The 24,534-nt window shown below is 46.3% G+C and carries 36 protein-coding genes and 1 riboswitch; of the genes, 1 reads left to right on the forward strand and 35 read right to left on the reverse strand.

Annotated features, from left to right (window positions below; genetic code table 11):
* Nucleotides 1-100: 100 nt before the first annotated feature.
* The 34 genes from rplQ to argB form a co-directional block, all read right to left on the reverse strand.
* The gene (rplQ, locus tag M1L52_RS02400; protein ID WP_248613216.1) at nucleotides 101-610 is read right to left on the reverse strand and encodes a 50S ribosomal protein L17; all 510 of its coding nucleotides are present in this window, start codon (nucleotides 608-610) and stop codon (nucleotides 101-103) included.
* Nucleotides 611-653: 43 nt separating this feature from the next.
* The gene (locus M1L52_RS02405) at nucleotides 654-1,646 is read right to left on the reverse strand and encodes a DNA-directed RNA polymerase subunit alpha (RefSeq protein ID WP_248613217.1); all 993 of its coding nucleotides are present in this window, start codon (nucleotides 1,644-1,646) and stop codon (nucleotides 654-656) included.
* Nucleotides 1,647-1,660: 14 nt separating this feature from the next.
* The gene (gene rpsD / locus M1L52_RS02410; protein ID WP_248613218.1) at nucleotides 1,661-2,269 is read right to left on the reverse strand and encodes a 30S ribosomal protein S4; all 609 of its coding nucleotides are present in this window, start codon (nucleotides 2,267-2,269) and stop codon (nucleotides 1,661-1,663) included.
* A gap of 81 nt (nucleotides 2,270-2,350) precedes the next feature.
* The gene (gene rpsK / locus M1L52_RS02415) at nucleotides 2,351-2,740 is read right to left on the reverse strand and encodes a 30S ribosomal protein S11 (protein ID WP_248613219.1); all 390 of its coding nucleotides are present in this window, start codon (nucleotides 2,738-2,740) and stop codon (nucleotides 2,351-2,353) included.
* A 32-nt stretch (nucleotides 2,741-2,772) separates the two neighbouring features.
* Nucleotides 2,773-3,153, reverse strand: a complete 381-nt coding sequence (gene rpsM, locus M1L52_RS02420) for a 30S ribosomal protein S13 (RefSeq protein ID WP_248613220.1) — start codon at nucleotides 3,151-3,153, stop codon at nucleotides 2,773-2,775.
* A 115-nt stretch (nucleotides 3,154-3,268) separates the two neighbouring features.
* A complete protein-coding gene (gene rpmJ, locus M1L52_RS02425; protein WP_009160995.1) occupies nucleotides 3,269-3,385 on the reverse strand; it encodes a 50S ribosomal protein L36 in 117 nt (38 codons plus the stop codon).
* A 15-nt stretch (nucleotides 3,386-3,400) separates the two neighbouring features.
* Nucleotides 3,401-3,619 carry a translation initiation factor IF-1 gene (gene infA, locus M1L52_RS02430; RefSeq protein ID WP_248613221.1) on the reverse strand — a complete coding sequence of 73 codons (219 nt, stop codon included), beginning with the start codon at nucleotides 3,617-3,619 and terminating at the stop codon, nucleotides 3,401-3,403.
* A gap of 9 nt (nucleotides 3,620-3,628) precedes the next feature.
* Nucleotides 3,629-4,429, reverse strand: a complete 801-nt coding sequence (map, locus tag M1L52_RS02435) for a type I methionyl aminopeptidase (RefSeq protein ID WP_248613222.1) — start codon at nucleotides 4,427-4,429, stop codon at nucleotides 3,629-3,631.
* Between the two features lie 3 nt (nucleotides 4,430-4,432).
* On the reverse strand, nucleotides 4,433-5,776 hold the full coding sequence (secY, locus tag M1L52_RS02440; RefSeq protein WP_248613223.1) for a preprotein translocase subunit SecY: 1,344 nt from the start codon (nucleotides 5,774-5,776) through the stop codon (nucleotides 4,433-4,435).
* Nucleotides 5,777-5,783: 7 nt separating this feature from the next.
* Nucleotides 5,784-6,230, reverse strand: coding sequence for a 50S ribosomal protein L15 (gene rplO / locus M1L52_RS02445; protein ID WP_248613224.1), 447 nt, complete (start codon nucleotides 6,228-6,230; stop codon nucleotides 5,784-5,786).
* A 28-nt stretch (nucleotides 6,231-6,258) separates the two neighbouring features.
* Nucleotides 6,259-6,435 (reverse strand): 50S ribosomal protein L30, encoded by a 177-nt coding sequence (gene rpmD / locus M1L52_RS02450; RefSeq protein WP_248613225.1) that lies wholly within the window; start codon nucleotides 6,433-6,435, stop codon nucleotides 6,259-6,261.
* Between the two features lie 14 nt (nucleotides 6,436-6,449).
* The gene (gene rpsE, locus M1L52_RS02455) at nucleotides 6,450-6,962 is read right to left on the reverse strand and encodes a 30S ribosomal protein S5 (RefSeq protein WP_248613226.1); all 513 of its coding nucleotides are present in this window, start codon (nucleotides 6,960-6,962) and stop codon (nucleotides 6,450-6,452) included.
* Nucleotides 6,963-6,969: 7 nt separating this feature from the next.
* Nucleotides 6,970-7,314, reverse strand: coding sequence for a 50S ribosomal protein L18 (gene rplR, locus M1L52_RS02460; RefSeq protein ID WP_248613227.1), 345 nt, complete (start codon nucleotides 7,312-7,314; stop codon nucleotides 6,970-6,972).
* Between the two features lie 39 nt (nucleotides 7,315-7,353).
* Nucleotides 7,354-7,923 carry a 50S ribosomal protein L6 gene (rplF, locus tag M1L52_RS02465; RefSeq protein ID WP_248613228.1) on the reverse strand — a complete coding sequence of 190 codons (570 nt, stop codon included), beginning with the start codon at nucleotides 7,921-7,923 and terminating at the stop codon, nucleotides 7,354-7,356.
* Nucleotides 7,924-7,937: 14 nt separating this feature from the next.
* Nucleotides 7,938-8,333 carry a 30S ribosomal protein S8 gene (rpsH, locus tag M1L52_RS02470; protein WP_248613229.1) on the reverse strand — a complete coding sequence of 132 codons (396 nt, stop codon included), beginning with the start codon at nucleotides 8,331-8,333 and terminating at the stop codon, nucleotides 7,938-7,940.
* Nucleotides 8,334-8,396: 63 nt separating this feature from the next.
* Entirely contained in the window at nucleotides 8,397-8,714 is a 318-nt protein-coding gene (gene rpsN, locus M1L52_RS02475) for a 30S ribosomal protein S14 (protein ID WP_248613230.1), read from the reverse strand.
* A 5-nt stretch (nucleotides 8,715-8,719) separates the two neighbouring features.
* On the reverse strand, nucleotides 8,720-9,274 hold the full coding sequence (gene rplE / locus M1L52_RS02480; protein ID WP_248613231.1) for a 50S ribosomal protein L5: 555 nt from the start codon (nucleotides 9,272-9,274) through the stop codon (nucleotides 8,720-8,722).
* A complete protein-coding gene (rplX, locus tag M1L52_RS02485) occupies nucleotides 9,274-9,591 on the reverse strand; it encodes a 50S ribosomal protein L24 (RefSeq protein ID WP_248613232.1) in 318 nt (105 codons plus the stop codon). Before rplX ends, rplE begins: the two co-directional genes overlap by 1 nt.
* A 21-nt stretch (nucleotides 9,592-9,612) precedes the next feature.
* Nucleotides 9,613-9,978, reverse strand: coding sequence for a 50S ribosomal protein L14 (gene rplN, locus M1L52_RS02490; RefSeq protein WP_027448981.1), 366 nt, complete (start codon nucleotides 9,976-9,978; stop codon nucleotides 9,613-9,615).
* 2 nt (nucleotides 9,979-9,980) lie between these two features.
* Nucleotides 9,981-10,247: a 30S ribosomal protein S17 gene (gene rpsQ / locus M1L52_RS02495; protein WP_092067148.1), complete on the reverse strand. Its 267-nt coding sequence runs from the start codon at nucleotides 10,245-10,247 to the stop codon at nucleotides 9,981-9,983.
* A 2-nt stretch (nucleotides 10,248-10,249) separates the two neighbouring features.
* Complete coding sequence (gene rpmC / locus M1L52_RS02500) at nucleotides 10,250-10,444, reverse strand: 50S ribosomal protein L29 (protein ID WP_248613233.1); 195 nt, start codon at nucleotides 10,442-10,444, stop codon at nucleotides 10,250-10,252.
* Between the two features lie 5 nt (nucleotides 10,445-10,449).
* Nucleotides 10,450-10,878, reverse strand: coding sequence for a 50S ribosomal protein L16 (rplP, locus tag M1L52_RS02505; protein WP_027448978.1), 429 nt, complete (start codon nucleotides 10,876-10,878; stop codon nucleotides 10,450-10,452).
* A gap of 27 nt (nucleotides 10,879-10,905) precedes the next feature.
* Nucleotides 10,906-11,628 carry a 30S ribosomal protein S3 gene (gene rpsC, locus M1L52_RS02510; protein ID WP_248613234.1) on the reverse strand — a complete coding sequence of 241 codons (723 nt, stop codon included), beginning with the start codon at nucleotides 11,626-11,628 and terminating at the stop codon, nucleotides 10,906-10,908.
* Nucleotides 11,629-11,632: 4 nt separating this feature from the next.
* Nucleotides 11,633-12,040 carry a 50S ribosomal protein L22 gene (rplV, locus tag M1L52_RS02515; RefSeq protein ID WP_248613235.1) on the reverse strand — a complete coding sequence of 136 codons (408 nt, stop codon included), beginning with the start codon at nucleotides 12,038-12,040 and terminating at the stop codon, nucleotides 11,633-11,635.
* Between the two features lie 38 nt (nucleotides 12,041-12,078).
* Complete coding sequence (rpsS, locus tag M1L52_RS02520) at nucleotides 12,079-12,345, reverse strand: 30S ribosomal protein S19 (RefSeq protein WP_248613236.1); 267 nt, start codon at nucleotides 12,343-12,345, stop codon at nucleotides 12,079-12,081.
* A 24-nt stretch (nucleotides 12,346-12,369) separates the two neighbouring features.
* Nucleotides 12,370-13,197 carry a 50S ribosomal protein L2 gene (rplB, locus tag M1L52_RS02525; RefSeq protein WP_248613237.1) on the reverse strand — a complete coding sequence of 276 codons (828 nt, stop codon included), beginning with the start codon at nucleotides 13,195-13,197 and terminating at the stop codon, nucleotides 12,370-12,372.
* Between the two features lie 7 nt (nucleotides 13,198-13,204).
* Nucleotides 13,205-13,648, reverse strand: a complete 444-nt coding sequence (gene rplW / locus M1L52_RS02530; RefSeq protein WP_248613238.1) for a 50S ribosomal protein L23 — start codon at nucleotides 13,646-13,648, stop codon at nucleotides 13,205-13,207.
* A gap of 16 nt (nucleotides 13,649-13,664) precedes the next feature.
* Nucleotides 13,665-14,360: a 50S ribosomal protein L4 gene (gene rplD, locus M1L52_RS02535; protein ID WP_248613239.1), complete on the reverse strand. Its 696-nt coding sequence runs from the start codon at nucleotides 14,358-14,360 to the stop codon at nucleotides 13,665-13,667.
* Nucleotides 14,361-14,363: 3 nt separating this feature from the next.
* The gene (gene rplC, locus M1L52_RS02540) at nucleotides 14,364-14,978 is read right to left on the reverse strand and encodes a 50S ribosomal protein L3 (RefSeq protein WP_248613240.1); all 615 of its coding nucleotides are present in this window, start codon (nucleotides 14,976-14,978) and stop codon (nucleotides 14,364-14,366) included.
* A gap of 255 nt (nucleotides 14,979-15,233) precedes the next feature.
* Complete coding sequence (locus M1L52_RS02545) at nucleotides 15,234-17,591, reverse strand: CotH kinase family protein (protein ID WP_248613241.1); 2,358 nt, start codon at nucleotides 17,589-17,591, stop codon at nucleotides 15,234-15,236.
* A gap of 445 nt (nucleotides 17,592-18,036) precedes the next feature.
* On the reverse strand, nucleotides 18,037-18,672 hold the full coding sequence (locus tag M1L52_RS02550; RefSeq protein WP_248613242.1) for a thiamine diphosphokinase: 636 nt from the start codon (nucleotides 18,670-18,672) through the stop codon (nucleotides 18,037-18,039).
* On the reverse strand, nucleotides 18,650-19,246 hold the full coding sequence (gene pnuC / locus M1L52_RS02555; protein WP_248613243.1) for a nicotinamide riboside transporter PnuC: 597 nt from the start codon (nucleotides 19,244-19,246) through the stop codon (nucleotides 18,650-18,652). The genes M1L52_RS02550 and pnuC overlap by 23 nt, the downstream gene beginning before the upstream one ends.
* Nucleotides 19,247-19,289: 43 nt before the next feature.
* The gene (locus M1L52_RS02560; protein WP_248613244.1) at nucleotides 19,290-21,611 is read right to left on the reverse strand and encodes a TonB-dependent receptor; all 2,322 of its coding nucleotides are present in this window, start codon (nucleotides 21,609-21,611) and stop codon (nucleotides 19,290-19,292) included.
* 54 nt (nucleotides 21,612-21,665) lie between these two features.
* A riboswitch (TPP riboswitch) is annotated at nucleotides 21,666-21,768 on the reverse strand.
* A gap of 128 nt (nucleotides 21,769-21,896) precedes the next feature.
* Nucleotides 21,897-22,670, reverse strand: coding sequence for an acetylglutamate kinase (gene argB, locus M1L52_RS02565; protein ID WP_248613245.1), 774 nt, complete (start codon nucleotides 22,668-22,670; stop codon nucleotides 21,897-21,899).
* A 247-nt stretch (nucleotides 22,671-22,917) separates the two neighbouring features.
* Between argB and M1L52_RS02570 the strand changes: the two genes are divergently transcribed.
* Complete coding sequence (locus M1L52_RS02570; protein ID WP_248613246.1) at nucleotides 22,918-23,193, forward strand: ATP-binding protein; 276 nt, start codon at nucleotides 22,918-22,920, stop codon at nucleotides 23,191-23,193.
* A 57-nt stretch (nucleotides 23,194-23,250) separates the two neighbouring features.
* Here the strand turns inward: M1L52_RS02570 and M1L52_RS02575 are convergent, their stop codons facing one another.
* Nucleotides 23,251-24,492, reverse strand: coding sequence for an aminotransferase class V-fold PLP-dependent enzyme (locus tag M1L52_RS02575; protein ID WP_248613247.1), 1,242 nt, complete (start codon nucleotides 24,490-24,492; stop codon nucleotides 23,251-23,253).
* Nucleotides 24,493-24,534: the final 42 nt, after the last annotated feature.

Below are 24,534 nucleotides of genomic sequence, written 5' to 3' on the forward strand. Positions count from 1 at the left end.
TAATGCAGCCATATAATATCTTATAGCACACAAAAAAGCAGGCGAAACAGATTAATCCGCTTCGCCTGCCTCTTATTGAGATACTTTCTCGAGGAAAGGATTATTCAGTCTTTGCAGCCTCTGCCTCAGCAGCAGGTGCCTCTTCAGCAGCAACCTCAGCTACAGGAGCCTCCTGAGTTGCCTCAGCTGACTTGTTTGACTTGCGTGAGCGACGTGTAGCCTTCTTAGCTGCAGGTGCCTTAGCCATTTCTGGGTCGAAGTCAACAAGCTCGATAAAGCAAATCTGAGCAGCGTCACCCTGACGGGTACCCAACTTGATGATACGTGTGTAGCCACCGGGACGGTCACCAACCTTCTGTGAAACCTCACCAAAGAGTTCCTTGATGGCTTCCTTGTTCTGAAGGTAGCTGAATACTACACGACGTGAGTTTGTGGTATCTTCCTTTGCCTTGGTAATCAGGGGCTCAACATACTTCTTCAGAGCCTTTGCCTTTGCTACGGTCGTAGTGATTCTTTTGTGCATGATCAGCGAGATGGCCATGTTGGCAAGCATGGAAGCGCGATGCGATGCAGTACGACCGAGGTGGTTGAATTTCTTATTGTGTCTCATTTTTTGTTTTTTCTTTTATTGGGCAATTACGTAGTCTCAACGATTACTCCTTGTCCAGTTTATACTTTGAAATGTCAGTTCCAAACGACAGATTCAGACTCTCGAGCAAATCATCAAGCTCAGTGAGCGATTTCTTACCAAAGTTACGGAACTTAAGGAGGTCGGTCTTATTATACTGTACGAGATCGCCAAGGGTCTCCACATCAGCAGCCTTCAGACAGTTCAGAGCACGAACAGAGAGGTTCATGTCAACGAGCTTAGTCTTGAGCAACTGACGCATGTGCAGTATCTCCTCGTCAAACTCCTGGTTACCCTCAACATCATTGTTCTCGAGAGTAATCTTCTCATCAGAGAAGAGCATGAAGTGATAGATAAGGATTTTTGCAGCCTCTTTCAGTGCATCCTTCGGGTGAATGGAACCGTCCGTTGTCACTTCGAGTACGAGCTTATCGTAGTCAGTCTTCTGCTCTACGCGATAGGGCTCTACAGCGAACTTGACATTACGGATTGGGGTGTAAATTGAGTCGATTGCTATCACATTAACATCGGTGCAGAAATCACGGTTCTCTTCTGAAGGAACATATCCGCGACCTTTGTTGATAGTGAGATCAATCTGCATGGTAGCCTTTGAGTCGAGATGACAAATCACCAAATCGGGATTTAACACTTCAAATCCGGTCAGATACTTGCCGATGTCACCGGCCTTGAACTCGGTGGAATTCTCAACGGTGATGCTGACTTTCTCGTTCTCGAATTCTTCTACTACTTGCTTGAACCTTACTTGCTTCAGGTTCAAGATAATGTTGGTCACATCTTCCTTTACACCAGGAACGGATGAGAACTCATGCTCCACACCGGCAATACGAATGGTATTGATAGCATAGCCCTCAAGCGATGAAAGGAGTATGCGGCGCAGGGCGTTACCGATGGTTACACCGAACCCTGGTTCCAATGGACGAAACTCGAACTTACCGAATTTGTCATTGGCTTCCAACATTACCACTTTATCGGGTTTTTGAAATGCTAATATCGCCATTAATTTAATGATTTTTAGTTCTTAGAGTACAACTCAACGATTAACTGCTCCTTAATATTCTCAGGTATGTCGGCACGCTCGGGCTTGTGCAGGAACTTACCAGCCTTCTGCTGCTCGTCCCACTCAATCCAAGGATACTTGCTGTGGTTGAAACCTGCAAGTGCTGCTTCGATAACCTCGAGAGACTTAGCCTTCTCACGAACGCCAACAACCATACCAGGTTTAACTGAGAATGAAGGAATGTTTACCACCTTGCCATCAACAACGATGTGACGGTGACCTACGAGCTGACGTGCAGCAGCACGTGTGGGGGCAAGACCAAGACGGAATACTACGTTGTCAAGACGGCTTTCCAGATTCTGAAGGAGCACCTCACCGGTGATACCCTCAGCCTTTGCTGCTTTCTCAAACAGGATACGGAACTGACGCTCAAGAACTCCGTAAGTGTACTTGGCTTTCTGCTTCTCTGCCAACATGACTGCATACTCCGACTGCTTGCGGCGACGGTTCTGGCCATGCTGTCCAGGAGGGAAGTTTCTCCTAGACAAAACTTTGTCCGGTCCGTAAATGGCTTCACCAAAACGGCGGGCAATTTTAGATTTCGGTCCAATATATTTTGCCATAATTCAAATAAAAAATTTCGTTATTACGTTTTTCGATGAATCGACATATCGTTATATCGACATATCGAACTCTTACTTTAATTATACACGACGACGCTTTGGAGGACGGCAGCCGTTGTGTGGCAGTGGAGTAACGTCAACGATCTCCATTACCTCGATACCTGCACCATGCACGGCACGGATAGCAGACTCACGACCATTACCTGGGCCCTTTACATAAGCCTTAACCTTGCGAAGACCAAGATCGAAAGCTACCTTAGCGCAATCCTCAGCAGCCATCTGTGCAGCGTATGGAGTGTTCTTCTTAGAGCCACGGAATCCCATCTTACCAGCTGAAGACCAAGAGATAACCTGACCCTCATCGTTAGCAAGAGATACTATAATATTATTGAAAGAGCTGTGAACGTGAAGCTGACCAATAGCATTAACCTTCACGTTTCTTTTCTTAGAAGCGACTGTTTTCTTTGCCATAACTTTAAACTTTAAGCTTTAAACGTTAAACTTTACTTAGTGGCCTTCTTCTTGTTTGCAACAGTCTTCTTCTTACCCTTACGCGTACGAGCATTATTCTTTGTGCTCTGACCACGTACAGGCAGACCATTACGATGACGGACACCACGGTAGCAACCAATATCCATCAGGCGCTTGATGTTCAACTGAATCTCGCTACGGAGATCACCTTCTACCTTAAATTCAGCGCCGATAATTTCACGGATTTTGGCTGCCTGATCGTCGCTCCACTCGCTGACTTTCAGGTCGCGGCTCACGCCGGCCTTGTCCAAGATCTTTGCTGAACTACTTCGACCAATACCATAGATATAGGTCAATGCGATTTCGCCACGCTTATTCTGGGGCAAATCTACTCCAACAATTCTTATTGCCATTTGTTAAATAAATGATGAAAAATAATAAAATAAAAATCGATTTTTTCTAAAAAGCATGCAAAGGTAAGGAAATAAATTCATATTCCCCACCCTCACATCGCATTTTTAGCGTTTTTTAACCCTGACGCATCTTATACTTAGGGTTTTTCTTGTTGATCACGAACAGACGACCCTTGCGACGAACAATTTTGCAGTCGGGTGTGCGCTTCTTCAATGATGCTCTTGTCTTCATATTGTTTCGAATTATTTATTTATATCTGAATACGATTCTACCCTTTGTCAAATCATAAGGACTCATCTCGACCCTTACTTTGTCACCGGGTAGGATACGAATATAGTGCATTCTCATCTTACCAGAGATGTGCGCTATAATCTGAACACCGTTTTCAAGTTCTACTCGGAACATAGCATTCGAGAGGCTCTCGATGATTGTTCCATCCTGCTCAATAGCGGATTGTTTTGCCATACTTGGAATTTAGTAAAGTTTACCTTCTAATGTTTCTATCTCTTCAAATGATGATAAGATCTCAGCCTTACCCTTTCTAATAGCAACCGTGTGCTCAAAATGGGCAGCTGGCTTGCCATCTCTTGTGCAGATGCTCCAACGGTCGGGCAGCATACAAACGTCACGCTTTCCCATTGTTACCATCGGCTCGATGGCTATACACATTCCTGCCTTAAACATAACGCCATTTCCACGGCGTCCGTAGTTTGGCACTGGTGGATCCTCATGCATTTCCTTGCCTATGCCATGACCAGTGAGTTCACGTACTATTCCGTACCCTTGCGCCTCACAATGGCTCTGTACCGCATAGCTCACATCGCCTACATGATTTCCTGCAACGGCATCCTCGATGCCAAGATAGAGAGCCTCCTTTGTTGCTTTGAGCAACTGTTTAACTTCTTCAGAGACCTCGCCTACACAGAATGTATAGCAAGAGTCTCCATTAAAGCCGTTTAGAAGCGTACCGCAATCTACAGATATTATATCTCCATCTTTGAGTACAGTCTTCTCGTTAGGCACCCCATGCACCACGACCTCATTAACCGAGGTACAGATGCTTGCAGGGAACGGCCCTCCATAAGGATTGGGGAAACCTTTAAAGGTTGGTACAGCTCCATTGTCGCGAATGAACTCGTCGGCAATTTTATCCAGCTGGAGGGTCGTTACACCAGGTTTAATATGCTTCGCCAATTCACCAAGCGTACGACCAACGAGTTGGTTGGCTTGGCGCATCAGCTCAATCTCATCTTCAGTCTTAAGAAATATCTTCATTTCTTAGTAAGCAGCAACTCCGCCTCTACCATGAATACGGCCAGACTCAAGCAGACCATCATAGTGACGCATCAACAGGTGGCTCTCAATCTGCTGGAGTGTGTCGAGGACAACACCAACAAGAATCAAAAGTGATGTACCACCGAAGAACTGCGAGAATGCATCCTGAACGTTCAACAGGCTTGCGAAAGCAGGCATGATGGCTATGAACGCGATGAACAATGAACCAGGGAATGTAATGCGTGACATCACTGTATCAATGAAGTCGGCAGTATCCTTGCCTGGCTTAATGCCTGGAATGAATCCGTTGTTACGCTTCATATCTTCCGCCATCTGCGTCGGGTTGAGTGTAATAGCAGTATAGAAGTAAGTAAATGCAATAATCAACAGTGCAAAAACCAAGTTATACACCCAGCTGTGGTGATCGAGCATAGCGCGAAGCAGCCAGCTTGCATTCTCTGGATTAGCATACTGTATGATAGTCAATGGAATGAACATTATTGCCTGTGCAAAGATGATTGGCATCACATTGGCTGCAAAAAGCTTCAATGGTATGTACTGACGTGCACCACCATACTGCTTGTTGCCTACTATACGCTTTGCATACTGCACGGGAATCTTACGAACACCTTGCACCAAAACGATGGCTGCACAAACAACTGCATAAAGAATGATAATCTCTGCGAGGAACATCATCAGGCCACCACCTGTTACAGCAGTGAAGCGAGAGATTACTTCCTGGAAGAAGGCCTGTGGCAGACGAGCCACAATACCTATCATAATAATCATAGAGATACCATTGCCAATGCCCTTATCTGTAATGCGCTCACCCAGCCAAAGGATGAACATACTTCCTGCTGCGAGGATAATAGTAGCAGGGAACAAGAATACAGTCCAGCTGATACCTGTTGCAAGAGCTGAAGCAGCCTGCATCTTAAGGTTAATCAGGTAGCTCGGTGCCTGAAACAGCAGGATTGCTACTGTCAGCCACCGAGTGTACATACTGATTTTCTTGCGACCGCTCTCACCTTCGCGCTGCATCTTCTGGAAATAAGGTACAGCTACAGCGAGAAGCTGCATAACGATAGAAGCCGAGATGTAAGGCATGATTCCAAGTGCGAAGATTGACGCATTGGAAAATGCTCCACCAGAGAACATATCCAACAATGACATCAGACCGCCTGCAGTCTGTTTCTGCAATTGATCAAGCATGCCGGGGTTGATACCAGGAAGTACTACGAATGATCCGAAACGGTATATAGCTACGAACAGCACAGTGATACCAAGACGGGTTCTAAGATCCTCGATCTTCCAAATGTTCTTCAGTGTCTCAATAAACTTCTTCATGTTAAGCTTAGATTATAGTTGCGTTTCCACCTACTGCTTTGATTGCCTCTTCAGCCTTCTTAGAGAAAGCGTTTGCCTTCACTTCAAGCTTTGCCTTCAGTTCGCCATTGCCAAGAACCTTTACAAGCTCCTTGCCATTGGTCAGACCTGCTGCTACAAGTTCCTCGATACCGATAACGGTGAGGTTCTTGCTCTCAGCCAACTTCTGAAGTGTTGACAGGTTAACTGCAAAGTACTCTTTGTGGTTAATGTTCTTAAAGCCGAACTTCGGCAGACGGCGCTGCAGTGGCATCTGACCACCTTCAAAGCCAATCTTTCTCTTATAACCAGAGCGAGCCTTAGCACCCTTATGACCACGGGTAGAAGTACCGCCGAGACCTGAACCAGGACCGCGACCGATTCTACGACGTGAATGTGTAGAACCCTCTGCTGGCTGCAAATTATTCAGTTTCATAATAGAATGTCTTTTAAATAATTATTGTTTAGTCAATAACGGTCACCAGATGATGTACCTTGCGAATCATACCGCGGATAGAGGGATTATCTTCCACCTCAACAACCTGAGAGATCTTGTGAAGTCCAAGTGCCTCGAGTGTACGCTTCTGGTCAACGGGAAAACCGATCTTACTCTTAATCTGCTTAATCTTAATTGTTGCCATAGTATAATCTCCTTTTATCCTCTAAATACTTTTTCCATACTGATACCACGTGTTCCAGCTACAGTATAGGCATCGCGCATCTGAGCCAGAGCTGCGATAGTTGCCTTTACCAAGTTGTGAGGGTTAGAAGAACCCTTTGACTTAGCCAGCACATCCTTAATACCAACACTCTCAAGAACGGCACGCATTGCACCACCGGCTACGAGACCGGTACCTGCTGCTGCAGGCTTCAGGAATACCTGAGCACCGCCAAAGCGTGCTTCCATCTCGTGAGGAATAGTACCCTTCAGTACAGGTACTTTCACGAGGTTCTTCTTGGCTGCTTCTACACCCTTAGCGATGGCAGCTGTAACTTCACCTGCCTTACCAAGACCCCAGCCGATAACGCCATTGCCGTCACCGACAACAACGATAGCTGCGAATGTAAAGGTGCGACCGCCCTTCGTTACCTTAGTAACACGGTTGATGGCAACCAATCTGTCTTTCAGTTCAACGTCACTATTTACTTTAACTTTGTTCATTGCCATAATCGTTTTAGAAATTTAGTCCACCTTTACGTGCTGCATCAGCGAGCGACTTTACGCGGCCGTGATAGAGATAACCGTTACGGTCGAAGACAACAGCTGTTACGCCAGCCTCCTTAGCCTTTGCGGCAATCAGCTCACCAACCTTCTCAGCCTGCTGAATCTTTGGCATAGCCTCAAGACCCAGTGATGATGCTGCAGCAAGTGTTTTACCATCAATATCATTAATCACCTGAACGTAGATCTGCTTGTTAGAGCGGAACACGCTCATACGAGGACGCTCGGCTGTGCCGAAAACTGACTTACGAATTCTGTATTTGATCTTGATTCGTCTTTCTACTTTCTTTGTCGTCATAATCTTTTAATTTTTTAATTTCTAATTCTTAAATAAAGATTACTTAGCTGAAGCTGACTTACCCGACTTACGACGGATGACTTCACCCTTGAACAAGATACCCTTTCCTTTATAAGGCTCAGGCATACGGAAAGAACGAATCTTTGCACAGATAAGACCGAGGAGCTGCTTATCAGCACTCTCCAGGATGATCTGTGGATTCTGGTTACGCTCAGACTTCGTCTCAACCTTCACTTCCTTAGGAAGCTGAATGAAGATTGGGTGTGTATAACCCAGTGAGAACTCGATGAGGTTGCCCTGGTTAGAAACGCGGTAACCTACACCTACAAGCTCCATCTCCTTCTTGTATCCCTCGCTTACGCCAACAACCATGTTGTTAACGAGTGCGCGATACAGACCGTGGAATGCCTGCTTCTGTTTGATATTAACAGGGCTGTTCTCGTCAATCTCGAATGCGACGTGACCATCCTCAATCTTTACGATAATAGACTTGTCGACTTTCTGAGAAAGCTCACCCTTTGGACCCTTAACGGTAACTACGCCGTCCTTATCCTGTGCTACAGTAACGCCAGCAGGAATACTAATTGGCAATTTTCCTATTCTTGACATATTCTATCCTCCAATTAATAAACGTAGCAAAGAACCTCACCGCCAATCTTCAGGTCAGCAGCCTCTTTGTCTGTCATTACACCTTTAGACGTAGATAAGATTGCGATACCCAGTCCGTTAATTACTCTCGGCATGTCCTTATAACCAGTGTACTTACGAAGACCTGGTGTTGACACTCTCTTGAGACACTTGATTGCGTTCTCTTTTGTTGCGGGATCATACTTCAAGGCAACCTTGATTGTTCCCTGTGGGCCATCCTCGATGAACTTGTAGTTCAGGATGTAACCTTTCTCGAAGAGGATTTTTGTGATTTCCTTCTTCAAGTTTGAAGCTGGAACTTCTACAACACGGTGATGAGCCATGATTGCGTTTCTCAACCTCGTCAGAAAATCTGCTATTGGATCTGTCATAAAATATAAAAATTTAATTAATCGGGACTCCCCCGACAATATTAAAAAACTATCAGCTCTTTTTTACCAGCTTGCCTTCTTAACACCAGGGATGAGACCGGCAGATGCCATCTCACGGAACTGGATACGAGAAATACCGAACTGGCGGATGTAACCCTTTGGACGACCTGTCACCTTGCAACGGTTGTGCAGACGGATTGGGTTTGCGTTCTTGGGGATAGCCTGCAACTTGCGAGCAGCCTCATAAGCAGCAATAGCGCCTTCCTCTGTGTTAACATCGGCAGTAGCGATAATCTTCTTCAGAGCTGCACGCTTCTCAGCATAACGAGCTACAAGCTTGGCGCGCTTTACCTCGCGGGCCTTCATTGATTCCTTTGCCATATCTCTTAATCGTTTTTAGCGTTCTTGAATGGAAGACCGAAAGCCTTCAGCAGAGCAAAACCTTCCTCGTCGGTCTTAGCCGTTGTAACGAAGGTGATGTTCATACCCTGAATGCGGTCAACAGAATCGATATTGATCTCAGGGAAGATGATCTGCTCCTGCACACCAAGTGTGTAGTTGCCACGACCATCAAACTTGCTCTCAATACCCTTGAAGTCACGGATACGAGGCAGAGCTATGCGGACGAGCTTCTCCAAGAACTCATACATGCGCTCACGGCGGAGTGTTACCATAACGCCGATAGGCATCTTCTTACGGAGCTTGAAGTTAGCGATATCCTTCTTTGAATAGGTAGCCACAGCCTTCTGACCACAGATGGCAGAGATTTCGTTGATGGCAACCTCAATGAGCTTCTTATCCTGTGTTGCATCGCCGAGACCCTGGTTAACCACGATCTTCTTCAGGACAGGAATCTCCATAGCAGAACTATAGTTGAACTGCTTCATCAATGCTGGAGCGATCTGCTCAGCATAAACATTCTTAAGTTGTGCTGTATTCATTACTTAATCTCCTCTCCTGACTTTTTAGCGATACGGATAACGTTCTTACCCTCGTGCTTGATTGAAACGCGAGTAGCCTTGCCGCTCTTCGGATCGATAAGACTCAAATTAGAAATATGTATGGGAGCCTCTACCTTCTCGAAGCCACCCTGAGGATTCTTAGCGCTGGGCTTAGAGCTCTTGTTTACGAAGTTAATACCTTCAACAATAGCTTTCTGCTCCTTTACCAAGACCTTCAGCACCTTACCTGTCTTGCCCTTGTCCTCACCGGCCAGAACAATAACGGTATCATTTTTCTTAATATGTAACTTACTCATTACTTCTATTGCTTTAAAATGTTAAAGAACCTCAGGTGCCAAAGAAACGACCTTCATGTTAACGGCACGCAGCTCACGTGCAACAGGACCGAAGATACGGCTGCCGCGGAGCTCACCAGCGTTATTCAGAAGTACGCAAGCATTGTCGTCGAAGCGGATGTATGATCCGTCTGGACGACGAATCTCTTTCTTCGTGCGGACAATCAGAGCCTTTGAAACAGCACCCTTCTTCACGTCACTAGTAGGGATTGCGTTCTTGATAGCGACAACGATCACATCGCCTACGCTTGCATAACGGCGGCGGGTACCACCCAGTACACGGATGCAGAGAGCCTCGCGTGCGCCGCTGTTATCAGCTACTGTAAGTCTTGATTCTGTCTGTATCATAATTACTTAGCTTTTTCAACGATTTGTACTAATCTCCAGCGCTTTGTCTTTGACAGAGGGCGGGTTTCCATAACGAGTACTGTATCACCTACATTGCACTCGTTCTTCTCATCATGAACATGGTATTTCTTCGTCTTCTGAACGAACTTACCATAAATAGGGTGCTTCTCCTTGAACTTTGCTGCAATAACAATGGTTTTATCCATTTTGTTGCTGATTACGACACCCTGTCTTGTCTTTCTTAAATTTCTTGTTTCCATCTGGACCATTGTTATTTGTTAAGTTCTCTCTGGCGGAGTTCCGTCTTCATACGTGCGATATCACGACGAGCAGCCTTAATCAGTGATGGGTTCTCCAGGGGAGTGATGCTGTGGTTCAGCTTCATCTGGTTGTACTTAGCAACCTCTGTCTCAATACGCTCTACCAATTCCTTGGTCTCGAGCTCTTTCAATTCCTTGATCTTCATACTAATTAAGCGTTTTTATCGTAGTCACGTCTTACAACAAACTTAGTCTTCACGGGCAGTTTCTGAGCGCCGAGGCGAAGAGCCTCCTTAGCTACATCGAATGGAACGCCCTCGACTTCAAAGAGGATGCGACCAGGTGTGACAGGTGCAACCCATCCTGCGGGATCACCCTTACCTTTACCCATACGTACGTCAGCAGGCTTACGAGTGATGGGTTTATCTGGGAAGATGCGGATCCAAACCTGACCTTCACGGTTCATGTAACGGTTGATGGCAACACGAGCTGCCTCAATCTGACGGCTGTCAATCCACTTTGCATCAAGAGTCTTAATGCCGAAAGAGCCGAATGCCAGCGTCGTACCTCTGTGGGCGTTGCCTTTGTTGCCGCGTCCATCTTGAGGTCTTCTATATCTTACTCTCTTAGGTTGTAACATGATAACTTCTTTCTTTAATAACAGTTATTACTTCTTCTTATTACGGAACTTGCGGCCATCTCTGTTACCACCGTTAGCGCGGCCACTCTGCTTCTCCTGTGAGAAGTTTGGTGCGAGGTCAACCTTGCCATAGACTTCACCACGGCAGATCCAAACCTTAATACCGAGCAGACCAACCTTTGTGAGAGCCTCAGCCTGGCAGAAGTCGATGTCAGCACGGAAAGTGTGCAGAGGAGTACGTCCCTCCTTGATCATCTCACTGCGGGCAATCTCGGCACCATTCAGGCGTCCCGAAATCTGAACCTTAATACCTTCGGCTCCGGCGCGCATTGTGTTTGCCACAGCCTGCTTAATAGCACGACGATAAGCAATCTTGCCTTCAATCTGGCGAGCGATGTTTGTTGCAACGATTGTTGCGTCGAGCTCTGGACGCTTCACCTCAAAAATGTTGATCTGAATCTCCTTGTCGAAGAGCTTCTTCAGCTCATCCTTCAAGTTGTCAACATCCTGTCCACCCTTACCGATGACGATACCTGGACGAGCAGTGCAAATAGTGATGGTCACCAGTTTCAATGTGCGCTCGATGACAATCTTCGAAACGCTGGCCTTTGCCAGACGCTCATTGAGATACTTGCGGATCTTCTGATCCTCTACCAGGTTATCTCCGAAGTCTTTGCCTCCGAACCAATTTGAATCCCAACCTCTAACGATACCCAGACGGTTGCTAATTGGATTTACTTTCTGTCCCATTCTATTATTCTTTTACGTCGTTAGTTTTAGCGTCAACAAACAGGGTAACGTGGTTAGAACGCTTGCGGATGCGATATCCGCGACCCTGAGGTGCAGGTCTCATTCTCTTCATAGTAACGCCCTCGTCAACGAAGACGCGAGTCACGAACAGTTCGCCGGCCTCAGCCTTGCGCTCGTTCTTAGCCTCCCAGTTAGCGATAGCCGAACGGAGAAGCTTCTCCACGTCGGCAGCAGCAGCCTTCTTTGAGAATCTCAAGACGCCAAGAGCGCGGTTTACTTCCATGCCGCGAATCATGTCAACGACATAGCGCATCTTGCGCGGAGAAGAAGGACAGCCTTTCAGCTTTGCAAAATACTGTGTCTTAAGAGCTGCTTTTCTCTCTTCAGCCTTAATATGTTTTCTTGCTCCCATTTTTAATTTTCAATTTTAATTTTCAATTTTCCCTGGGATTACTTCTTGTTACCGGCGTGACCACCGAAGCGACGTGTGGGTGCGAACTCACCGAGCTTGTGACCAACCATGTTTTCTGTAACGTAAACAGGGATAAATTTGTTACCGTTATGAACTGCAACAGTGTGTCCCACGAAATCGGGGGAAATCATTGATGCTCTGGCCCAAGTCTTAACGACTGTTTTCTTACCGCTCTCATTCATAGCGAGAATCTTGTTCTCGAGAGATACGTTGATGTATGGACCTTTCTTTAATGAACGACTCATAATTTAACTCTTCTGATTTCTTGTTTACTTCTTGTTAGCTCTTTCAATAATGTACTTGTTTGAAAGCTTCTTTGGTGCGCGTGTCTTCAGACCCTTAGCGTACAGACCCTTACGTGAACGTGGGTGTCCACCAGACTGACGGCCTTCACCACCACCCATTGGGTGATCATGTGGGTTCATAACAACACCGCGGTTGTGAGGACGACGTCCCAACCAGCGTGAGCGACCAGCCTTACCAGAATGCTCCAGAGCGTGGTCAGAGTTACCCACGGCACCAACGGTAGCCTTACAAGCAGAGAGCACCTTGCGAGTTTCTCCTGAGGGGAGCTTAATCACGCAGTAGTCTCCTTCACGAGAAGTCAACTGAGCAAAATTACCAGCCGAACGAACGAGCAGTGCACCCTGACCTGGACGGAGCTCAATGTTGTGAATCACCGTACCTACTGGGATGTTGGCGAGAGGGAGTGCGTTACCAATCTCTGGCGCAGCATTCACTCCAGACATCAGAGTCATGCCAACCTGCAGTCCATTAGGAGCAATAATGTAGCGTTTTTCACCATCTGCATAGTAGAGAAGTGCGATGCGAGCCGAACGGTTTGGATCGTACTCGATTGTCTTCACTACAGCAGGAATGTCATCCTTCTCTCGCTTGAAGTCGATCAGACGATACTTCTTCTTGTGACCGCCGCCCATGTAGCGAACAGTCATCTTACCAGTGTTGTTTCGACCACCGGTAGAACGTTTACCGTAAACGAGAGACTTCTCTGGCACGGATGCAGTAATATCCTCGAACGTGCCAATAACCTTGTGTCTTTGACCCGGTGTAACGGGCTTTAATTTACGTACTGCCATTTTTTAATTAATCGATATTGCTGTAAAAATCAATTTCGTCGCCATCTTTCAGAGTTACGATTGCCTTCTTGAAAGCGTTCTTCTGACCTCTCACGAGTCCAGCCTTTGTATAACGCTGGCTACGCTTTCCAGCATAGCGCATTGTGTTAACGCTAAGAACCGTAACATTGTAAAGAGCCTCGACTTCCTTCTGAATCTCAACCTTGTTAGCCTCGGGCTTTACGATGAAAGCGTACTGGGGACGAGCAGGCTTCTCATAAGTGTAGATAGTCTTCTCCTTTGTCTCGTCAGCCTTATTCTTGTGCTTTACGACATAGGACAGTTTCTCCTCTACAGCATTATTCTTCTCAATAGTCTTCTTGCTACGAGCACGGAGCTTCTTAGGAGCAGAAGTCTTTTCTGTAATCTTGGTCATCTTCTCAGTGACCAGGGGTTTTATGATAAATGCCATATTCGTTTGTCTCCTTTTACTTGTTTAAGATTCCGTCGATGGTAGCCAGCGACTTTTCTGTAATAACGAGCAGATCAGCGTTCATAATCTTGTAGGTGTTGATGCTTGCAGCAGGAATAACCTCTGCGCTAACAGCCTTTCTTGAACGATGCTTCTGTCCCTCCTTCAGTTCACCTACAGCGATCTGCTTTGGTGCATTCAGGTTGCGAGCTGACAAATAAACGTTCTTATTTGCTTCTGGCAAAACGAACACCATCTTCTTCTCCTCACCCTTCAGGTTCTTGATAATGTTTACAAACTCCTTTGTCTTTGGTGCCTCGAAATCGAAGTCCTCAACAACGAGAATTGCATTATCCTGAGCCTTGTAAGAGAGAGCCGAACGACGAGCGAGCTGCTTCACCTTCTTATTGAGCTTGAAGTCATAGTCACGAGGTACTGGACCGAATACGCGACCACCACCACGAAGCAGAGGTGAGTTGATATCACCATGACGTGCGCCACCGCCGCCCTTCTGGCGACCAAGCTTACGTGTAGAACCAGCGTGTTCGCTGCGCTCCTTTGACTTTGCGTTACCCTGACGCTGATTAGCAAGATACTGCTTTACGTCGAGATAGATTACGTGATCATTGGGCTCAACACCAAAGATAGCCTCATTCAGAGTTACCTTTCTTCCGGTCTCCTGACCGTTGATATTCAATACACTTACTTCCATGGCTTACATCTGAATTAAGAGGGTTGAACCATTACATCCTGCAACACTACCCTTCACGAGAAGAAGGTTGTGCTCAGGAATTACCTTTAACACCTTCAGGTTCTGCGTTGTTACGCGGTCACCACCCATGTGGCCACCCATGCGCATTCCCTTGAACACCTTAGCGGGGTAAGAACAAGCACCGATAGAACCTGGCTTACGCAGACGGTCGTCCTGACCGTGTGTGCTCTGACCTACACCACCAAAACCATGACGCTTCACAACGCCCTGGAATCCTTTACCTTTCGATGTGCCTACAACGTCTACGAACTCTGCGTCAGCGAAAAGCTCTACGGTGAGTGTGTCACCAAGGTTGTAGTCCTCATCAAACTTGAACTCGGCCAAGTGCGCCTTTGGAGTTGTGCCTGCCTTCTTGAACACGCCCATCATTGGTTTTGTTGTGCGTACTTCTTTAGCCTCGCCAAAACCGAGCTGAACAGCCTTGTAGCCATCCTTCTCAACTGTCTTGACCTGGGTCACAACGCAAGGACCACATTCGATAACAGTGCACGGTACATTCTTACCGTCGGCACTGAAAACGGAAGTCATTCCGATTTTTTTTCCTAATAATCCTGGCATTTCAGTTTTAAAAAAATTGAATAATAATAAATGAATTTATTTGTTGTTTATTAGTGTCATTTTACCACCTCATACTTATACACACACGAAAAGAAGAAACAGCCCACCGCTTCTTTTAAGAAGCTAAACTGCTCTTATTCAGTGTATTGTTAGCATTTAGCCAGCGCAATTACCACTTTTGCGGCTGCAAAGGTACACATTATATTCTATACGCACAACACTTTGCAGCCGGAAATATTATTTATTTTTGAATTTTTACCTTTTGTTAACAAGAACTTTCTTGCCATTTATAATAAACAATCCATGTGACGGATTTGCCACTTTCTGTCCTTGAAGGTTATAAATTGCGTTGTCAACGCCATCTCCTCCACGAGCTTTTTCATGTTCAGCAAGTGTATTAGCATCGATACCAACCGACTGCTGCGATGGAATGAGATATACTCCGCGAACATTTGCGCTGCTATTCCAGTCAACTTTAAGCACATGCAGGTGCAGGAAATCGTCTATTCTAACATTATTACTTGTGGTTCTCATTGTCTTCAGTGCGTCGAGAGGTATAATAATCACGCCAAGTTCGTTATCCCAATATGGGTCAGTTTCATTAAAGTCAACAACAATCTGTTTCCATTCGCCATGATCCACGAGTCTGTTTGCAAGCACGCGAAGGCCATTGCCTGTTCCACGAATGGCAAGCTTCTCATAGTCGCTGATGTCTGCATACCTGTTATACTCCACATTAGCAAAACCTGCAACAGCACCGCCACCGCCAAGGTTCACGTTAAAATTCCAGTCAACTGAAGGCTGTGAGTCAAGTTGTTGCGCGTCCTTGCTGTTGCCGTTCCACTCGTGGAAGATGTCCTTCGACAAAGCCACCCATCCTTCGGGAGCCTCAAAGTCGTCAACAGTCACATAGCTCAATATACTATTCAACACTGTCTCTGAACGATAAGGGAAGTATTGCGTCAACAGACGATTACGCTCAGCCATATATGTGTTATCTACCGTATAAAGTGATCCGCGCGAAGAGTAGTTATGCACATCGCGACGATAGTCGCCCCATCGAGCTGCCTCGGCATAGAGCGCTTTTGATATAACATTGTAAAGGCTGTCCCATACTTCTACAGCCGACGTTTGTCCGAGGAAGCCATCATCAGCAAGTAGCTGTTTAGCTCTCTTCACATAGCGTCGAGCGAAGTCGTCGTTTCTCAGCAGGTTCTGGAACATTCCAGTAGGATAGCTGTTACCATTATTTTTATTGAGCACATTCTCACCTGAATTAATGATAATACACTCCGAGTCCCAGCAAAGGAAGCGGAAGCCCTGACTGCCGTCGCCGCGACGACGCAGCGCATACCAGTTATGATGATCCCAGTCGGTATTGCCACCATACTGGTTGATGAGCATATAGTCAATAAATCCATCGATATCGAGCAGAGAGTCTTTCAGTTGTTCATAAGCCTGCTGCGGGTCGATGTCAGACTTAGCGCCTCCCACTACCTTACAGAGGTTCACCATCTCATTCCATGCATCGATGGTTCCCTCGCTGGCTTCAATATGGTTGCCTCCGCTTTCCTCGATTTTTATGACATCAATATCGCTTTTCGATCCACCGAGATGATCCTTGCCGTACTGGTCATCGACACGCTCTGCGATATTATACATTCCCCAGTACATTCCATTAATGAAAAGATTAACATATAGGGCATTAACGCTCGTATGTCCCATGCGACGCTGCATGCGACGAGCCCACACATCACGTGTATATTGTGCTTTCCGACGATTATCCTCACTCCAGTGCTGCCATGAGTTTCCAAAGTGACAGCGCAGCACCAACTGGTCGAACTTGCTTGGCTCATCCTGACCAAAGAGAGGATACTTAAGCGTCTTAGCTCCATATTTCTCCTTAAAAATAAGACGGAACGAGTGTTTAGGATTCTTCTCTGCCAGTCGGCCGTGACCACCGTGCAGGCGCAGTCCGCATCCGATACTGAAGTCATGTCCCTGTCCAAACAGCTCAACACTTGCCGGACGTGTCCATCCGTGACCTGTAGCATCGCCTACTGGAGGGCCGGTGAAGATATAAATGCCGCCCTTCACCGAGTCGTTCTCGTGACTGAACAGGTTATCCTTGTCGGTAACTATGCTGAGCACAGGCAGACTCATCAGACCTTCCTTGATCTTCGGACGCAGCTTTGAGTCGTTGGTCATCTCGGGGTCCATCTCATAGTCAGCAATTGCGGTTCCGTTTATATCAGTATATTTGCCCCACGTGGCGGGATAGCCCTCTGGCGTATTCGACTGGCTGAGCACATCGTTCACAAAAAGATAGGTCGCCGTTAGCGGCATTCCGATCTGCTCACCGCCGTTGAAAGCAGCTGCACGCAGGATTGTAGTATGCGAGATGCTAAGCGGAGCGCTGTACACCTTGCTCTGTGGCGTAGGTTCAGAACCATCAAGGGTATAGTAAATGGTATTCTCTCCCCCACCGCTGATGGTAAGAGAGAACGAATTATCGTAGAATCCGTGCTGATGGCTAAGTGCAATCTGTTGTGCTGATGCCTTCGTGAAGAACAACAGGCATAACAGGCAAATGGTTGAGTAATAATTTCTCATATAAGTTTTAGTTAATTATCCAGATATATTTTCCAAGGTGCAAAATTACTCAATCATTCCGTAACACGCTATATCAAATGTAACTTTTTTTATTAGCTATGTCTCAAAATGGCTGACAGATAGACAGGAATACAGACAAAGAGCGCTTAAAATAGAAGACAAGCCAAATTAAAAAAATTAAATCTGCGACGCAGATTACTAAATCTGTGACGCAGATTATGTATTCCGTGACGCAGATTATTAAATCTGTGTCGCAGATTTAAATATTTCAATCGCAATTGGAGTGAATTTCCTGCTTATCACTAAGCTATTCCAAGCTATATGCGATTCTATTCCGAAGCGCTTTAAGATTTAGTTTAGTACATGAATACTTTTTCGACGTATCCAAATACTTATGGTTTAAGGTTAAAGCGAGGAAGTCTTCTATAACATATCTTTACCGTTTTTATTTTCCTTCGTAGGTACGGAATACGAGATAGTCGCCATCAGCCTCAACACGGAAGCTATCGGAAGTAGCTTCGTTGAGCGTACCCTGCCACCACTGTTGGAAAGGATAGCCATCGTAGCGGAGACCTTCGGTGCGTAGAGAGGTACAACCGAAATTGAAGATGCTCACCTGCTGTCTTAGGAAGGAGGCAAAACTGCAGGAGCCGCTGGCAGGCACAAACCATCCGTGGTTTGTTGCCATAATGGGTTCAACGCCCATCTCTCGGAAATAGCGCATCAAGAGCGATATATTACCCAGAGTATGGTCTTCACGAAGTCCTGTAGCTCCGAGATAGACAATCTTTTTAAACCCTCTTTCAACACAGAAGCGCGTGGCTTTAGTGAGGTCGTTATCCTCCTGCTCTTCTTCCTGATGGAATATACACTCATACTCTTCCATGGCCCACGATGGTATGCTGTCGCCATCGCCAACTACGGCATCAGCCCAGTCACAATAGTTTATAGCGCCATCGCAGCAGACAATATAAGGAGCCTCCTGCAAAAGTTCTGTAGGAATATCGTGCTCAGGCTGTTCACCGTTGGCAAGTATCACGGCATCATAGCTGCCATTATTAAGAATGTCCTTGTAGCTCATATTTAGTTTTCTTTGTCATCTTCTTCCACTTGAAATATCCCATTACGGCAATAACGACATAGAGTCCGTAGAGACCGGCCTTGAACGGGATACCTTTCTGAATATATAGGAACATACAGACAGCATCAACACCGATCCAGAACAGCCACTGCTCAAGATACTTTCGCGCCAGCGCCCACATGCCGACAAACGACAGGGCATTGGTAAACGAGTCGAGAAGAGGTACTGTGGAATCAGTCCACCTTATTAATACATAATAAACAGCTCCCCAAGCAGCGAAAAAGAATATCAAGGCAGGCAGGTACTGTCGCCTTGGCATGCTTATTATGGGGAGTTCCTTCTTCATTTTTTTAGTTTTCTTGAATTTCCAAATAAACAGACCATAGAAAGCAGCCAGGGTGTAATAGACTGCCATACCAGCATCGCCATAAAGACCATGACTATAGTAAAGATAAACATCAAGGGCAGGCATTATGATGCCCACTATCCACAATGCAATATGAGCACGATACTCGAGCCAGATGTAAATCAAGCCGAGTATCGTGGTCAATATGTCGAGCCAGTCGAAAGACATGAGAGGTGAGAATTGAGAGGTGAGAGGTAGGATTAGTCTAACGTTAGAAGTTCAGCGAGAGGTGAGCCATCCAGTTGAAGGGAGCCGACGGTGCGAAGCCTACTGCTCCGTCATCACGCACACCCCATGTATTAACAGCGATAACAGAGCCATCGGTCAGCTGACGATACTGCGGTGCAGCCCATCCGTTGTTATCAAACTTCTGGCTAAGCAGGTTGTAGAAGGTGACGCCTACGGTGGCTTCCTTCAGACGTATGGCTTTCAGTGAGAACGTATAGCTAAGGTCAAGATTTGCCAAGAAATGGTTTTTCAAGAGCAGCGTTTCATAGGTATCGTTGCCGTTGGCATCCTTACACAGCATCTCTTTATATCCGGTGTTAGTAAGATACTGATCACCCACATACTGACACTGCAGCGCAGCCTTCGCACCACCATAGCTGAACGTCATGATGCTGTTGGCAATGATGTCGGGCGAGAAAGCCAATGGTTTTTCACCATTCAGTGTGACCGTTGTCACTCCGTCCTCTAGCACAACGCCCATCTCTTTCACGCGGTTCTTAGAGAAAGTAGCATTTGCATCCCAACGGAACCACTCAACAGGCTGCCAAGCAGCTTCTACTTCTACGCCCATGCGATAGCTCTTCGGCAGGTTGCGCGTTACGGCCTCTCCAATAGCGTCAATCTCACCCGTCAACACAAACTGGTCCTTGTAGTCCATCCAGTAGGCATTGATGCCGGCACTGAAGGTGCTGCTGAGGTACTTATAGCCCACCTCCAGGTCGTTGAGTTTCTCATAGCGTGGCATTGGCGAGCCAGCATTGTAGTTATTCTCAAAGTTGTTGCGCACCGGTTCCTTGTGGGCAATGGCATAAGAAGCATACGCCCTGTGGTTACGGGCAAACTCATAGTTCAATCCGAACTTAGGGTTGAAGAAGTCATACTTCTCATCAATGATATAGTCACCGGTGGTGTTGCAGCCATACCAGTCACATGGCTCCTGCATTTTCATTCCCACGTGTCGATACTGAAGGTCAACATAAGCATTCAGGCCAACCAGAAGCTGATAGTTCACCTTGCCATAGACATTCATATCGGTCTTGCGGGCATTAGTGTCATAGTACTTATAGTTGCTGGTATAGGCCGTAGGAGCATTCTTCACCCACGTGAGCAGTCCGAAGTGGTCACCATCATAGTGGTTCCATCCGCCACCGATAGTTATATCCAGTCCATTAAGATTATCATAAAGCAGCGATGCCACAGCGCCATAGAAGTCATTAGCCATTTTCTTCTGACGTACAAGGTCACTCTTCATACCTTTCTCTGCGGCTGTCAGTGGCAGATAGTCCTTCAGTTTCTTGTTGCCCTTGAACTGCTCATAGTAGCCATCACCACGGGTGTAGTGCAGTGCGGCATTCAGCGACAAAGTGTTGGAGAACTGCTCGTTCCACACAAGCTGATAGTTCTGCTGATGATAGTTGTCGGTCTGCTTGTCGTAATATATTGCATTTCCATTGGCATCAGTATCCATATAACCACAGGGATTATAAGTGCGGCCATAGGTATCCTGTGCATAATGCGAAGCGTAGTCCCATGCATGATAGGTCTCTTCCTTACCGTTCCAAGTGATAAGTTTCACGGCACGGTTATCATCAAAATATCCTCCTTGGAGGAAATAGCTATACAGCTTCGTCTCGGCACGGTCTATATAGCCTTTTGAGCCGATATGCGACACACGTCCCTGCAGTCCCCAATGTCCTTCACCAGGCAGACCTGTAGAGAAACGCACCGTCTCTTTGTTCGACGAATAGCTTCCTGCGCTGAGGTCTATACCCACATAAGGCTTCGTTCCAATGTTTTCCGTCTGCATGTTAATAGTAGCGCCGAAGGCACCCGCACCATTAGTGCTTGTTCCCACACCGCGCTGAATCTGCATTGACTGCACGCTTGAGGCGAAGTCACCCATGTTCACCCAGAACACCGAGTTGCTCTCAGCATCGTTCAAGGGCACACCGTTGGCAGTAATATTGATACGTTCTGCTGCAGTACCACGCACACGCAACGAGGTATAGCCGATGCCATTGCCGGCATCGCTCGTAATGGTGACACTGGGGGTCAGCGACAATAAATAAGGAACATCCTGTCCGTAGTTCACCGCCTTAATCTGGTCACGATTCATGTCAGTGAATGCCATTGGCGTCTTCTTCGACGCACGTGTAGAGCGCACCTGAACGCCTTGCAGCTTAACAGTTTTCAACGAATCCACAGGTTGGGTTGCACTGCCTGCAACCATTTCTCCTGTCTGTTCTCCTGTTGCCATAGCATTCGCTGCCACAAGCAACATCGCAAAAATGAATGTCTTTTTCATCCTTTAATCTTTTACCTATTAGAACTTAATAAACGAATAAATTAAAGGGGGAAACCATACCTATCTTATCATCCCTACGTCGGCATTACCCGCATCAGGTTCTGAAGGGTATCATCTCAGCAGATTCCAAACGGAATGAGCACCCCTTGATAAGCCACTCTGGCAAATCGCGTGCAAAGGTACGCATAAGCGGACAAAATACCAAACATTTCTGGGCTTTTTAAAGCAAAAGTGCCCAAGAGCATAACTCCAAGGCACTATTATACAAACACTTTTATTCTGTTCCTAACAAATCACAGTACCGTGATTACCATCAATCTCAGTAGCGAGCGCAATGATTACTCGGCTTACACCGGCATCGACTGCAGCCAGCGCATTCTCAATCTTTGGAATCATGCCTCCAGAAATAGTGCCATCAGCTTTATACTGTTCAAAGTCGGCATGTGTAATCTTTGTTATAACCGAGTCGTCATCGTCAGGATCACGAAGCACGCCTTTCTTCTCAAATGAGTAGATAAGCGTCACATCATATATCTCTGCCAATGCCTTTGCTGCTTCTGAAGCTATTGTGTCAGCATTAGTATTAAGCATGTTGCCCTTCCCATCGTGGGTCAGAGGTGCTAATACAGGAACCATTCCCTGTTCAATGATATGGCTCAGTGCTGTGTTTCCTACTTTTTCAACATCACCTACAAAGCCATAGTCCACCCCATCCTTCACAGGACGACGATGAGAGCGTATCACATCGCCATCGGCACCTGTAAGTCCTATGGCGCTTATACCTCTTGCCTGAAGCATCGCCACAACATGCTTATTGACAAGACCGCCATATACCATTGTCACCACTTCGAGCATCTGCTCATCAGTGATACGTCGTCCATTCACCATCTGCGACTCAATCCCCAGACGTGATGCCACCTGCGTGGCACGACGGCCACCACCATGAACAAGCACCTTACGTCCTTCAATAGCGCCGAAATCATTAAGCAGCTGTGCTAACTGTAACTCATCTTCTACTATGGCACCGCCAACTTTCACCAATGTCAGTTTCTCTTTCATAATAATATATAATGTGTAGTTCTTATTATCATACAGATCGTTTTTTACTTAAAACCCGATTCCTTCTTTTACAGGAAACGGCAAAAGTCTCCGTTTTATTGCATTTTTAGTGAAACTTTGTTAATTTCTCACGATTTTAACAAACAAAGTTTCACCTGCGAACCTTTTGTGCACACTAACCTCGTTATTTTGCATGCGAAATCAAGAAACAACGAACTAATAATATAAACTAAAAACTCAAAGAACAATGAACAACGAAATGATTCTCAATCGTCGCGAACAGAAAATCAAGAGTATTCTCAACGCAACAGCTACTGCCTTCAACAACTCTCTGCGCAGTGTATCTTCTTACTACGGTCAGGTCTTGGAACGCGAAATCAACAACAGGCAGACACTCGCACTTTTAAACGCGCAGATTGCATTCATAATGGCAGTTTTCCCAATGGACTGTTCCCTACTCCTTCGCTCGCTCTGCGGATGCTGGCTTGTACTGGCCCTGTTGAAATGTAAGGAGCTGCTCTGAACGAGGTATATATCAAACAGCAACGGACTTCTTTGGAGTAAAGAAATCCGCTGCTGTTCAAAACATTTTACTTACACGGTGGATGCCATCTATAAGGGCATCCACCTCTTCTTTTGTATTGTATAGTGCAAACGAAGCACGCACAGTACCCGTAACACCGAGGCGCGTCATAAGTGGATGAGCGCAGTGGTGTCCAGTACGCACCGCAATGCCCAGTCGGTCGAGCAATGTTCCCATGTCAAGATGATGAATATCACCAACAAGGAACGAGACGACGGCATCCCGATGAGATGAGAGGTGAGAATTGAGAGGTGAGAGATGGGGTCCGAAGATACGGATATTCTCTATCTCCTGCATGCGCTCCATACAGTAACGGGTCAGTTCCTGTTCGTGAGCCTCGATATTATCAAGACCCAGAGAGAGCATATAGTCTATGGCAGTAGCCAGACCGTGGGTAGCCACATAGTCTGGGGTTCCAGCCTCAAACTTCAACGGTAGCTGTTCGAACGTTGTCTTTTCCCACGACACCTTATCAATCATCTCACCTCCACCTTGGTAAGGCGGCATCTTTTCAAGCAGTTTCTCCTTACCATATAGTACACCTATACCAGTAGGACCATACATCTTGTGTCCACTGAATGCATAGAAGTCGCAGTCAAGATCCTGCACATCAATCTTCATGTGGGGCGCACTCTGAGCACCATCCAGCAACACAGGTATATCATGTTCGTGAGCCAGGCGGATAATCTCCTTTACAGGGTTAACGGTGCCTAACACATTGCTCACATGGCAGATGCTGACAAGCTTCGTTCGAGATGAGAGGTGAGAACTGAGAGTTGAGAGGTCAAGAAGCCCATCGTCAGTAATTGGAAGATGGCGTACCACAATTCCCCTTTTTTGTGCCTGTAGCTGCCAAGGCACTATGTTTGAATGGTGCTCCATGTCGCTAACCAGCACCTCATCACCCTCTTTCATGAATGCCTCGCAGAAGGTCTGAGCAACAAGGTTTATGCTTTCTGTAGTGCCACGCGTAAAAATCACCTCACTTAGACTCTTGGCATTGATGAACGAACGCACCTTCTCGCGCGCTGACTCATGAAGGTCGGTAGCCTGCTGTGACAAATAGTGAACGCCACGATGTACATTGGCATTTACATTGAGATACTCGTTGCGCATGGCATCCAGCACACAGAGCGGTTTCTGTGTAGTGGCAGCATTGTCAAGATAGACCAATGGCTTATTATATACCGTCCTCGAGAGTATCGGGAAATCTTCGCGAATCTTGTTTACGTCGTACATCTTTATTGAGTTTTGTCCGCCACGGCGGAACCTTGTTTGTTT

This window comes from Prevotella sp. E13-27, from assembly GCF_023217965.1.
In the GTDB taxonomy this organism is placed as follows: domain Bacteria; phylum Bacteroidota; class Bacteroidia; order Bacteroidales; family Bacteroidaceae; genus Prevotella.

Coding starts and splice junctions, on each gene's coding strand:
- map (WP_248613222.1), bottom strand. CDS start 4,429: ATGAAGATATTTCTTAAGACTGAAGATGAGATTGAGCTGATGCGCCAA.
- rplF (WP_248613228.1), bottom strand. CDS start 7,923: ATGTCAAGAATAGGAAAATTGCCAATTAGTATTCCTGCTGGCGTTACT.
- rpsS (WP_248613236.1), bottom strand. CDS start 12,345: ATGAGTCGTTCATTAAAGAAAGGTCCATACATCAACGTATCTCTCGAG.
- M1L52_RS02545 (WP_248613241.1), bottom strand. CDS start 17,591: ATGAGAAATTATTACTCAACCATTTGCCTGTTATGCCTGTTGTTCTTC.
- rplE (WP_248613231.1), bottom strand. CDS start 9,274: ATGAATACAGCACAACTTAAGAATGTTTATGCTGAGCAGATCGCTCCA.
- rpsM (WP_248613220.1), bottom strand. CDS start 3,153: ATGGCAATAAGAATTGTTGGAGTAGATTTGCCCCAGAATAAGCGTGGC.
- M1L52_RS02575 (WP_248613247.1), bottom strand. CDS start 24,492: ATGTACGACGTAAACAAGATTCGCGAAGATTTCCCGATACTCTCGAGG.
- M1L52_RS02550 (WP_248613242.1), bottom strand. CDS start 18,672: ATGAGCTACAAGGACATTCTTAATAATGGCAGCTATGATGCCGTGATA.
- rpsD (WP_248613218.1), bottom strand. CDS start 2,269: ATGGCAAAATATATTGGACCGAAATCTAAAATTGCCCGCCGTTTTGGT.
- rplC (WP_248613240.1), bottom strand. CDS start 14,978: ATGCCAGGATTATTAGGAAAAAAAATCGGAATGACTTCCGTTTTCAGT.
- rplQ (WP_248613216.1), bottom strand. CDS start 610: ATGAGACACAATAAGAAATTCAACCACCTCGGTCGTACTGCATCGCAT.
- rplV (WP_248613235.1), bottom strand. CDS start 12,040: ATGGGAGCAAGAAAACATATTAAGGCTGAAGAGAGAAAAGCAGCTCTT.
- infA (WP_248613221.1), bottom strand. CDS start 3,619: ATGGCAAAACAATCCGCTATTGAGCAGGATGGAACAATCATCGAGAGC.
- rpsN (WP_248613230.1), bottom strand. CDS start 8,714: ATGGCAAAGGAATCAATGAAGGCCCGCGAGGTAAAGCGCGCCAAGCTT.
- rpsH (WP_248613229.1), bottom strand. CDS start 8,333: ATGACAGATCCAATAGCAGATTTTCTGACGAGGTTGAGAAACGCAATC.
- rplD (WP_248613239.1), bottom strand. CDS start 14,360: ATGGAAGTAAGTGTATTGAATATCAACGGTCAGGAGACCGGAAGAAAG.
- rpsQ (WP_092067148.1), bottom strand. CDS start 10,247: ATGGTCCAGATGGAAACAAGAAATTTAAGAAAGACAAGACAGGGTGTC.
- rplB (WP_248613237.1), bottom strand. CDS start 13,197: ATGGCAGTACGTAAATTAAAGCCCGTTACACCGGGTCAAAGACACAAG.
- argB (WP_248613245.1), bottom strand. CDS start 22,670: ATGAAAGAGAAACTGACATTGGTGAAAGTTGGCGGTGCCATAGTAGAA.
- rplX (WP_248613232.1), bottom strand. CDS start 9,591: ATGAGTAAGTTACATATTAAGAAAAATGATACCGTTATTGTTCTGGCC.
- M1L52_RS02405 (WP_248613217.1), bottom strand. CDS start 1,646: ATGGCGATATTAGCATTTCAAAAACCCGATAAAGTGGTAATGTTGGAA.
- rpsE (WP_248613226.1), bottom strand. CDS start 6,962: ATGGCAATGAACAAAGTTAAAGTAAATAGTGACGTTGAACTGAAAGAC.
- M1L52_RS02570 (WP_248613246.1), top strand. CDS start 22,918: ATGAACAACGAAATGATTCTCAATCGTCGCGAACAGAAAATCAAGAGT.
- rplO (WP_248613224.1), bottom strand. CDS start 6,230: ATGAAACTGAATAATTTGCAGCCAGCAGAGGGTTCTACACATTCACGT.
- rplP (WP_027448978.1), bottom strand. CDS start 10,878: ATGTTACAACCTAAGAGAGTAAGATATAGAAGACCTCAAGATGGACGC.
- rplW (WP_248613238.1), bottom strand. CDS start 13,648: ATGGCATTTATCATAAAACCCCTGGTCACTGAGAAGATGACCAAGATT.
- rplN (WP_027448981.1), bottom strand. CDS start 9,978: ATGATACAGACAGAATCAAGACTTACAGTAGCTGATAACAGCGGCGCA.
- M1L52_RS02560 (WP_248613244.1), bottom strand. CDS start 21,611: ATGAAAAAGACATTCATTTTTGCGATGTTGCTTGTGGCAGCGAATGCT.
- rplR (WP_248613227.1), bottom strand. CDS start 7,314: ATGACGACAAAGAAAGTAGAAAGACGAATCAAGATCAAATACAGAATT.
- secY (WP_248613223.1), bottom strand. CDS start 5,776: ATGAAGAAGTTTATTGAGACACTGAAGAACATTTGGAAGATCGAGGAT.
- rpsK (WP_248613219.1), bottom strand. CDS start 2,740: ATGGCAAAGAAAACAGTCGCTTCTAAGAAAAGAAACGTGAAGGTTAAT.
- rpmD (WP_248613225.1), bottom strand. CDS start 6,435: ATGGCAACAATTAAGATTAAGCAGATTAAGAGTAAGATCGGTTTTCCC.
- pnuC (WP_248613243.1), bottom strand. CDS start 19,246: ATGTCTTTCGACTGGCTCGACATATTGACCACGATACTCGGCTTGATT.
- rpmC (WP_248613233.1), bottom strand. CDS start 10,444: ATGAAGATCAAGGAATTGAAAGAGCTCGAGACCAAGGAATTGGTAGAG.
- rpsC (WP_248613234.1), bottom strand. CDS start 11,628: ATGGGACAGAAAGTAAATCCAATTAGCAACCGTCTGGGTATCGTTAGA.
- rpmJ (WP_009160995.1), bottom strand. CDS start 3,385: ATGAAGACAAGAGCATCATTGAAGAAGCGCACACCCGACTGCAAAATT.